At 54.2% G+C, this 9,073-nt stretch carries 7 protein-coding genes; 2 read left to right on the top strand and 5 right to left on the bottom strand.

What is annotated here, in order from left to right; translation table 11 throughout:
* Nucleotides 1–369, top strand: a 369-nt coding sequence (locus lacNas_RS12605) for an alpha-hydroxy-acid oxidizing protein (RefSeq protein ID WP_201346920.1), incomplete at its 5' end; no start/stop codon positions are given.
* Nucleotides 370–555: 186 nt separating this feature from the next.
* Here the strand turns inward: lacNas_RS12605 and lacNas_RS12600 are convergent.
* From lacNas_RS12600 to parE, 3 genes are all read right to left on the bottom strand, one after another.
* Nucleotides 556–1,491 (bottom strand): manganese-dependent inorganic pyrophosphatase, encoded by a 936-nt coding sequence (locus tag lacNas_RS12600; RefSeq protein WP_201331539.1) that lies wholly within the window; start codon nucleotides 1,489–1,491, stop codon nucleotides 556–558.
* Between the two features lie 116 nt (nucleotides 1,492–1,607).
* On the bottom strand, nucleotides 1,608–4,091 hold the full coding sequence (gene parC / locus lacNas_RS12595; protein ID WP_201331538.1) for a DNA topoisomerase IV subunit A: 2,484 nt from the start codon (nucleotides 4,089–4,091) through the stop codon (nucleotides 1,608–1,610).
* A 14-nt stretch (nucleotides 4,092–4,105) separates the two neighbouring features.
* Complete coding sequence (parE, locus tag lacNas_RS12590; RefSeq protein ID WP_201331541.1) at nucleotides 4,106–6,040, bottom strand: DNA topoisomerase IV subunit B; 1,935 nt, start codon at nucleotides 6,038–6,040, stop codon at nucleotides 4,106–4,108.
* A 92-nt stretch (nucleotides 6,041–6,132) separates the two neighbouring features.
* Here parE and plsY point away from each other — a divergent pair, with 92 nt between their 5' ends.
* Nucleotides 6,133–6,777, top strand: a complete 645-nt coding sequence (plsY, locus tag lacNas_RS12585) for a glycerol-3-phosphate 1-O-acyltransferase PlsY (protein ID WP_201331537.1) — start codon at nucleotides 6,133–6,135, stop codon at nucleotides 6,775–6,777.
* Between the two features lie 93 nt (nucleotides 6,778–6,870).
* Here plsY and lacNas_RS12580 read toward each other — a convergent pair whose 3' ends face one another.
* Together lacNas_RS12580 and lacNas_RS12575 are read right to left on the bottom strand one after the other, a co-directional pair.
* On the bottom strand, nucleotides 6,871–8,694 hold the full coding sequence (locus tag lacNas_RS12580) for an ABC transporter ATP-binding protein (RefSeq protein WP_201336154.1): 1,824 nt from the start codon (nucleotides 8,692–8,694) through the stop codon (nucleotides 6,871–6,873).
* Nucleotides 8,678–9,073 (bottom strand): ATP-binding cassette domain-containing protein (locus tag lacNas_RS12575; RefSeq protein ID WP_201346919.1); only part of this gene is annotated, 396 nt, incomplete at its 5' end. The genes lacNas_RS12580 and lacNas_RS12575, both read right to left, overlap by 17 nt.

Genomic DNA, 9,073 nt, shown 5'->3' with positions numbered 1-9,073 from the left:
GAAAATTCCCGCAGCCCCTACCCGATGAATTATTTAAACGACTGCGGCCTGCCAACCGCTTTGGCCGCCTTGCTGGCGTCGCCGCTGACCGACCGCCTGATCGTTTCCGGCGGCGTCAGAAACCCGCTGGACGTCTTCAAAGGCTTGGCTCTTGGCGCCAGCTACGTCGGCGTGGCCAACCATTTCCTGCATACCCTTTTGAATGAGGGCGCGGCTGGTCTGGATGAGGAAATTGCCCGCTGGCAGGAAGAGCTAGCCGCAATTTTCGCCTTGTACGGGCAAAGCTGCCTGCCGGTCAAGCAGCCTTACTACCTGGATTTTGAACTGATGAACCAGTTTGACCAGCTTAAGAAATTTACCGGCAAATAACTTGCCAAATCAGCCGGCAGGGATTATTTGTCAACTAATTTTTTATTTAGCGCGGCGAAGCCGCGCTTTTTCTTTGCAATAAAAATTGTAGTAACAATTAGGATATTTTTTGATATAAAAAAAGAAAACCCGGCTGGCGCCGGATTTTCTTTTCAACTGGCAATTTTTTCAGTCAGTGCTTTTCCCTTAAGCTTCAAATGCCCGGGTCAATGGCGGCACAATCTGCTTCTTCCGGGAAACAACGCCTGGCAGGTGAGCTTCTGAGTCAACCAGTTCCTTGCCGAAGGCCTTGGCAAAGACTGCCTTGCTTTCGTCGTCACCGATGAAGAGGACTTCTGAGTCTGAGTCCAAAACGTTGGTGATGACCAGCATGAACAAGTCGTAGCCGTTGGCCTTGGCATCGGCCTCCATAGCCTTCAAGAACCCTTCCTTGCGTTCCAGGGCTTCTGGAACGTCAACAACGTTGACCTGAGCGATCCGGGCAGTCTTTGAGCCCAGTTCGAAGCTCTTGGCGTCAAGGTCGATAAGTTCTTCAACTGACTTGGCAGCAATGTTGGTGCCGGCCTTGAGCAGTTCCAAGCCGTATTCCTTGTAGTCTACCCCGGCAATCTTGGCCAGGTCTTCAACAGCAGCCTTGTCAACGTCAGTCGTGGTTGGTGACTTCAAAAGCAGAGTGTCGGAAATGATGGCACTGAGCATGATGCCGGCAATGTTGGCTGGGATTTCCATGTTTTGTTCCTTGAACATTTCCCAAAGAACAGTTGAGGTGCAGCCAACTGGTTCTGCCCGGTAGAACAAAGGATCGATCGTCGCAAAGTTGCTGATCCGGTGGTGGTCGATCACGTGCGTTACCTTGACTTGGTCGCGGTCTTCAACGCTTTGTTGCGGTTCGTTGTGGTCAACCAGCATGATGGCGTTGACTTCGTTAGCTACCGTCTTGACTACACGAGGAGCTTCGAAACCGAACTTCTTCAAAGCAAAAGCAGTTTCGTCATTTGCTTCACCCAAAGCAACGGCTTCAGTGTTGTAGCCGTGTTGGTTTTGGAAGTATGAGTAGGCAATTGCCGTGCCAATTGCGTCAGTGTCTGGGTTTCTGTGACCAAAAATCAGTTCTTTTTCCATTTTGGAATTTTCCCTTCTAAATTCAGCTGTATTTATTCTCTCTAATTAAGTCTACTAGAAAATTGCCCTTTTGTTTAATCTTTTCGCAATCTTTTTTGCCTTTCCACCAAAAAGACCTAGAAAAGGCGGCCAACGTCCCGGGCCTGGTCAGAGAGTGGCCGGCCCAGAATCAGTTCCTTGGCTTCGCCGTCGGTCTTAGTGTCGATGACGAAAGAGCCGTTGCTCTGCCGGTCGCCCAGCGGATACTCGTTGGTGTTGATCACTTGCCGGCGCAGGCTGGAGGTGATCAGCTGCAGCTCATGGTGCTGCCCGTAGGCCTTCAGGGCCACGATCCGGTGCGGTTTGGTCTTCAGATTCCGCAGGACCAAAACGCCCCGCTTGGCGCGGCTGGTCTTGCTGATCAAACTCAAAGGCATCTGCTTGAATGCGCCCCGCTGCGTCACCAGCCCTACCTTGAGCAGGCTGTCGTAGCGCGGATCAGCAAGCACGTAGTCAACCACGTAGTCGTCTTCTTTCAAGTTGATCGACTTCACCCCAGCGGCTCTGGCGCCGACTTGCGGAACCTCGCTGACGTCGTACTTGAGCGCGAAGGCCTGGTTGGTAAAGAGGGTGATTTCCCGCTCTTGGCCGGCCTTCAGCAGGCTGACGTTCAGCACCCGGGAATCGTCGCTCTTCATCTTCATGGCCATGATTGCCCGCGACTTGTAGGTTCTGGTCGGCTGCAGGTCGCTTAAAGCCACCTGCTTGATATAGCCGTCGCTAGTGGCCAACAGGAAGGAGAGGTCCGGGTCGTCCAGCTTCTCCAAGGCAAAGACCTGGATGATGCTTTCATCGCTGGCCAGGCCCAGTTCCTGGGACAGGTGCTGGCCCACGTCCTTCCACTTGCTTTCTACCAGCTCGTGGACCGGCCGGTAGATCAGATTTCCGTGGTTGGTAAAGAGATAGAGGTTGGTCAGAGTCGACAAAGTTCCCTCATAAACCACCCGGTCGGTTTCCGGCAGGCCGTTGTCGCCGGCCTCCGTCGACTGGAAGGAGCGCAAGGATGAGCGCTTGATGTAGCCGTCGCGGCTGATGAGCACGCGGACGGACTCTTCCGTGATCAAGGCCTTTTCATCGACTTCAACCCGGGCTGTTTCGTCGCTGATTTCGCTGCGCCGCTCAGAGCCGAATTCCTTCTTGACTGCCCGAAGCTCCTTGATGATTTCCTTTTGCAGCACCTTCGGGTCAGCCAGAATTTTTTCATAGGCCGCGATCTTCTTGGTCAGTTCCGCTTCTTCAGCCTGCAAAGCCAAAACGTCAGTATTGGTCAAGCGGTACAGCTGCAGGGACACGATCGCTTCAGCCTGCCGGTCGGTAAAGGCAAACTCGGCCACCAGGTTCTTCTTGGCATCGGACTTGTTCTTGGAAGCCCGGATAACCTTGATCACCTGGTCCAAAATGCTCATGGCCTTGATCAGGCCCTGGATGATCTCCAGGCGGTCAGATGCTTTCTTGAGGTCAAATTGGGTCCGTTTGGTGACAACTGACTCCTCATGCTCCAAGTAGGCAGCCAGAATCCGCTTGAGGCCAACCTGGACCGGGGTCATGTGATCAATGGCCACCATGTTGAAGTTGTAGGATACCTGCAGGTCAGTGTTCTTCAGCAGGTAATTGAGAATGTTCTGGGCGTCAGCATCCTTCTTCAGTTCGATGACGATGGAGAGGCCGTGGCGGTCGGTTTCGTCGCGCACTTCGCTGATGCCGTCAAGTTCCCGGCTGACCCGGATTTCATCAATCTTCTTGACCAGCTGGGCCTTGTTGACCAGGTACGGAATTTCCGTCACTACAATCTGCTGGCGGTGGCCCCTGATTTCTTCAATGTGCGTCTTGGCCCGGACCTGAATGCGGCCCTTGCCCGTCTTGTAGGCATCCCTTAAGCCCTTCTTGCCCATAACGATCCCGCCGGTCGGGAAGTCCGGACCTTGAACAAAGGACATCAGGTCTTCCAGGCTGGCATCAGGGTGCTTGAGCAGGTGAATCGTCGCGTCCAGGACCTCGCTTAGGTTGTGCGGCGGGATTTCCGTCGCGTAACCAGAAGAAATCCCGGTCGAACCGTTGACCAGCAAGTTCGGAAAGCGCGCCGGCAAAACGGTCGGTTCATAGGCGGTGTCGTCGAAGTTGAGCACCATCGGCACCGTTTCCTTGTCGATGTCTTCCAGCAAAACGTTGGAAATCTTGGCCAGGCGCGATTCGGTATAACGCATGGCGGCCGGACTGTCGCCGTCCATGGACCCGTTGTTGCCGTGCATTTCAATCAGCGGTTCCCGCATCTTCCAGTCCTGGGACAGGAAGACCAGGGCCCCGTAAATCGAGCTGTCGCCGTGGGGGTGGTAGTTACCCATGATGTTACCGACGGCCTTGGCTGCCTTCTTAAACGGCTTGTCGGCCGTGTTGCCATCGCGGTACATGGCATAAAGAATCCGCCTTTGGACAGGCTTTAAGCCATCGCGTATGTCAGGCAGAGCCCGCTCTTGAATGATATATTTTGAATAGCGGCCAAAACGCTCGCCCATCACCTGTTCCAAAGGCATTTCACGAATTCGTTCGTGAGTTTCTGGCATAAAGTGCTCCTTTCCTAATCGCTGACCTTGTCTAAGATCGACTCTTCATCGCCCAAGCGGAATTTGACGTTTTCCTCGATCCACTTTCTTCTGGCAGAAGCCTGGTCGCCCATCAGCGTGGTAACCCGGCGCTCAGCCAGCTGGGCGTCATCGATTCTGACCCTGATCAGCATCCGGCTTTCCGGATTCATCGTGGTTTCCCAGAGCTGGTCGGCGTTCATTTCCCCCAGCCCCTTGAAGCGCTGCAAGGCATAGCCCTTGCCGACCTTCTTTTCGTCTTCGTCACGCTCTTCATCCGTCCAAGCGTAAAGGTTGGTTTGCTTCTTGCTGATGCGGTAAAGCGGCGGCAGCGCAATGTAGACCTTCCCGGCTTCGATCATCGGCCGCATGTAGCGGTAGAAGAAGGTCAAAAGCAGGATCTGGATGTGGGCCCCGTCGTCGTCGGCGTCAGTCATGATGATGATCTTGTCGTAGTTGGAGTCTTCAACCTTGAATTCCGTGCCGACTCCGGCGCCGATCGTATGGATCATCGTGTTGATTTCTTCGTTCTTAAAAATGTCGGCCAGCTTGGCCCGCTGAGTATTCAGCACCTTCCCCCGCAAAGGCAGGATGGCCTGGAATCTCCGGTCCCGGCCCTGCTTGGCGCTGCCGCCGGCGGAGTCCCCTTCGACCAGGAAAAGCTCGTTTTTCTTCGGGTTTCTGGACTGGGCCGGCGTCAGCTTGCCGGACAGGACTTCCTTCTTGTGCCGCTTCTTGCCGTTTCTAGACTCGTCTCTGGCCTTCTTGGCAGCTTCACGGGCATCTCTTGCGCGCTGCGCCTTCTTGACCAGGTCCTGGGCCCATTCCCCGTTTTCCAAGAGGTAGTAGGACAGCTTCTCATAAACGATGCTGTCAACGGCGCTTCTGGCCTGCGGAGTCCCCAGCTTGCCCTTGGTCTGCCCTTCAAATTCCAGCAGTTCTTCCGGAATCTTGACGCTCAAAACGGCGCTGAGGCCCTCGCGGTAGTCGGAGCCTTCCAGGTTCTTGTCTTTCTTGCCCAGCAAGCCCTGCTTCTTGGCGTAGTCATTGAAGGCCCGGGTGAAGCCGCTTCTGGCCCCGACTTCGTGGGAGCCGCCGTCAGCGGTGCGGACGTTGTTGACGAAGGAAACAAAGTTTTCTGAGTAAGAGTCGCTGTACTGGCCGGCAAATTCGATTTCCATGCCGTCCTGGCTGCCTTCAAAGTAAAAGACCTTGCCAATCGTCCCCTTGCCTTCGTTAAGGTAGGCAACGAAGCTTTCAATGCCGTCATCGTACTGGAAAACGTCATGGTGGTTCGGCGTCCGCTCATCGGTCAAGGTAAACTTGACACCCTTGAGCAGGAAGGCAGATTCCCGAATTCTTTCCTGGATGGTCTCATAGTTGTATTTCGTGGTTGAAAAAATCATCGGGTCGGGCTTGAAAGTAATGGTCGTCCCGGTCTTTTCCTTGGTTGCCCCCAGGCAGCGCAGGGTGCCAACCGGCTGGCCGCCGTTTCTGAATTCTTCTTCATAGGCCTTGCCGTCGCGCACCACGTGCACCTTCATGTAGCTGGACAGGGCGTTGACGACGGAGGAGCCGACCCCGTGCAGACCGCCGGAAGTCTTGTAGTTTTGTTCGGTAAACTTGCCCCCGGCGTGCAGAACCGTGAGGATTACTTCAATGGTCGGCCGGCCTGAAGCATGCATCCCTGTCGGCATCCCCCGGCCGAAGTCCTGCACGGTCACGGAATCGTCCTCATGGATGGTGACGTTGATTTCCCGGCCAAAACCAGCCATGGCTTCATCGACTGAGTTGTCGACGATTTCATAGACCAGCTGGTTCAAGCCGTGAATGTCGGTCGAGCCGATATACATCCCCGGCCGTTTGCGGACTGCCTCCAGTCCGTGCAGAATTTGAATTGAAGAATCGTCATAGGTGTTCTTTGGCAAAATTAAACATCTCCAAGCTTTAGATTATAAACTTCGTATCAATTCACTCCGTTATTTGCTAAAATAACAGGTACAAGAATAACGGAGTTGATTTGATGTTTGCAACGAAATTTGCATTACTTTTAATTTTAGCATATTTGATCGGTTCTTTTCCGACCGGCGTGCTGGTCGGAAAACTATTCTACCACAAGGATATTCGCGAATACGGTTCCCACAACATCGGCACCACCAACACTTTTCGCGTTCTGGGCCCCAAGGCCGGAACCCTGGTTTTCCTGGTCGACTTCTTCAAGGGAACCCTGGCTACCTGCCTGCCGCGCATTTTCCATCTGGGCGACCATCACCTGTGCCTCATTTTCGGGGCGGCAGCCATCTTCGGCCATGCCTTCTCGATCTTCTTGAAATTCAAGGGCGGCAAGGCAGTTGCCACTACTGCCGGTTTCCTGCTGGGCTACAACGTCCAGTTCTTCGGCTTGTGCGCCTGCTTTTTCATCCCCTTGCTCCTGATCACCAGCATGGTTTCCTTGAGCAGTTTGATTTCGGTAGTGCTGATCTTTGCTTCCAGCTTCTTCTTCCATGACAGCTTCCTGTCGGTCATGTCCGGCGTACTGGTTCTCCTGATCTGGTGGAGCCACCGGGCAAACATCAAGCGCATCGCGGCCGGCAACGAGAACCTGGTTCCCTTCGGCCTTTACTATCATTTGAAAAAGAAGCGGGACAAGGACCAGCAAAAACATTGATTTGAACCACCCCTATTATACAGAACACATGTTCAAAATGCAAAGGCCGCTGGCCAACAAAAAACATGATTCGTTTTCACGAATCATGTTTTTTTAGATCTTCTGACCTAAAAACTGGCTGTGGTAGAGGTCGGCGTAAAAACCGTTTTTCGCCAGCAGGCTGCGGTGGTTCCCGCTTTCGACAATGTGCCCGTGGTTGATCACGATGATCTTGTCAGCATCCTGAATCGTCGACAGGCGGTGGGCGATCACGAAACTGGTCCGCTCCTGCTGCAGATCGGCCATGGCCCGCTGAATCAAGCTTTCCGTGCGCGTGTCGACTGAGCTGGTCGCTTCATCCAGAATCAGAATTTCCGGGTCGGCCAGAAAGGCCCGGGCGATCGTCAGCAGCTGCCGCTGCCCTTGGGAAATATTTGAGGCTTCTTCGTTTAAAACGGTCTGGTAGCCGTCTGGCAGCTGGCGGATAAAACCGTCGGCCCGGGCCAGGCGGGCAGCCTGGTAAACCTCTTCGTCGCTGGCGCTTTCGCGGCCATATTTGATGTTTTCAAAAATCGTCCCAGTAAACAGCCAGGTGTCCTGCAAAACCATGGCAATATGGCTGCGCAGATCCTCCCGGCTCATCGCCCGCGTTTCCTTGCCGTCCAGGTAGATCTGCCCGCTGGCAACGTCATAGAAGCGCTCCAGGAGGTTGATGATCGTGGTCTTCCCTGCCCCGGTCGGACCGACAATGGCCACCATTTCTCCTTTTGGCACTTCCAAGCTGAAGTCTTCAATCAAAGACGCGTCAGTATAGCTGAAGGAAACGTCGCGGAAGACCAATTTGGCGCTGGTGGCAATCTCCGGAGCCGGATGCAGATTCTCGTCCATGTCCCCAGCGTCCAGAACGGCAAAAATTCTTTCAGCAGAAGCGATCGTCTGCTGAATCGTGCTGGACATGTTGGCCAGCTGGGTCAAAGGCTGGGAGAACTGGTTGGAATACTGCAGGAAGGCCTGCACGTTCCCCAAGCTGATTGCCCCGCCGATCACGTCAATGACCCCGAAAACGGCGATCAGCAGGTAGCCGACGTTTTTGACAAAGTTCATCAGCGGAAAAATCATAATCGATAAAAATTCCGCCTTCCAGGATGCATCGAAATAGGCATCATTGTGGTCGGCAAAAGCCGCTTCTTCGTTTGCCTCCTGGTTGAAAACCCGGACAATGCCCACGCCGGCATAAATTTCCTCGACCTGGCCGTTGATTTTGCCCAGCTGCTCTTGCTGGCGGCCAAACAGCTTCTGGGCTCTCGGGGCAATCGTAGCCGTGATGAGCAGGCTGAACGGCACCGTCAAAAGAGCCACCAAGGTCAATTTCCAGCTGATCGTCAGCATGATGGCCAGCGTGCCCACCAGGGTGATGGCACTGGTAATCAGCTGAATCAAGGTCTGCTGCAGGGTCCCGGAAATATTGTCCATGTCGTTGACCATCCGGCTCATCAAATCCCCTTTGGAGTGGGTGTCGTAATAAGCAACCGGGACATGGCGCATTTTTTCTTTAAAATCAGCTCTTAAGTGGTAAACCACCTGCTGAGAAATCCGCGTCATGATGATCTGCTGGCCAAAGCTGAAGACGCTGGAGATCAAGTAAAGAGCAATTACCCAGAGGCCAATCTTGAAGACGCCGGCAAAATCGACCGGCAGCTCCGTCAGCTGCTTGCCCGCCTTTATCTGGGCATAGCCTTTTATTACGCCCTGGTAGATCAGCGTCGTGGCCTGACCGAGGACTTTCGGGGCGAAAATCGAAAAGACGGTGGAGATGATGGCAAAAAGCACCGACACCGTTACCCCCAGCCGCCAAGGCCGCAGATAAGCCAGCAGACGCCGGCAGGTTGGCCAAAAGTGCTCGGCCTTGTCAACTTTTCCTTTATGACCGTGGTGCATCTTCTCTTCCTCCCTTCTGGAATTGCGAAGCGACAATCTGCTGATAGTTCGGGCAGGTCCGCTTCAGTTCCTCATGCTTGCCCTGGCCTACTACCCGGCCGCCATCCAAAACCAGAATCTGGTCGGCATTGGCCACGGTCGACACCCGCTGGGCCACGATAACCGTGATTGCCTGCCGCATTTTTTCATCAGCGGCCAGGGCCTGCCTAAGCGCGGCGTCAGTCTTGAAATCCAGGGCTGAAAAAGAGTCGTCAAAAATGTAAATGGCTGCGTCCTTAATGATCGTCCGGGCAATCGCCAGCCTTTGCCGCTGGCCGCCGGAAAAGTTGGCCCCGCCAGCTTCAACCACGGCATCCAGGCCGCCGTTTTCCTTGACGAA

The organism is Lactobacillus nasalidis (assembly GCF_016587775.1).
GTDB lineage: Bacteria > Bacillota > Bacilli > Lactobacillales > Lactobacillaceae > Lactobacillus > Lactobacillus nasalidis.
This window is presented reverse-complemented; position numbering and strand designations above follow the sequence as displayed.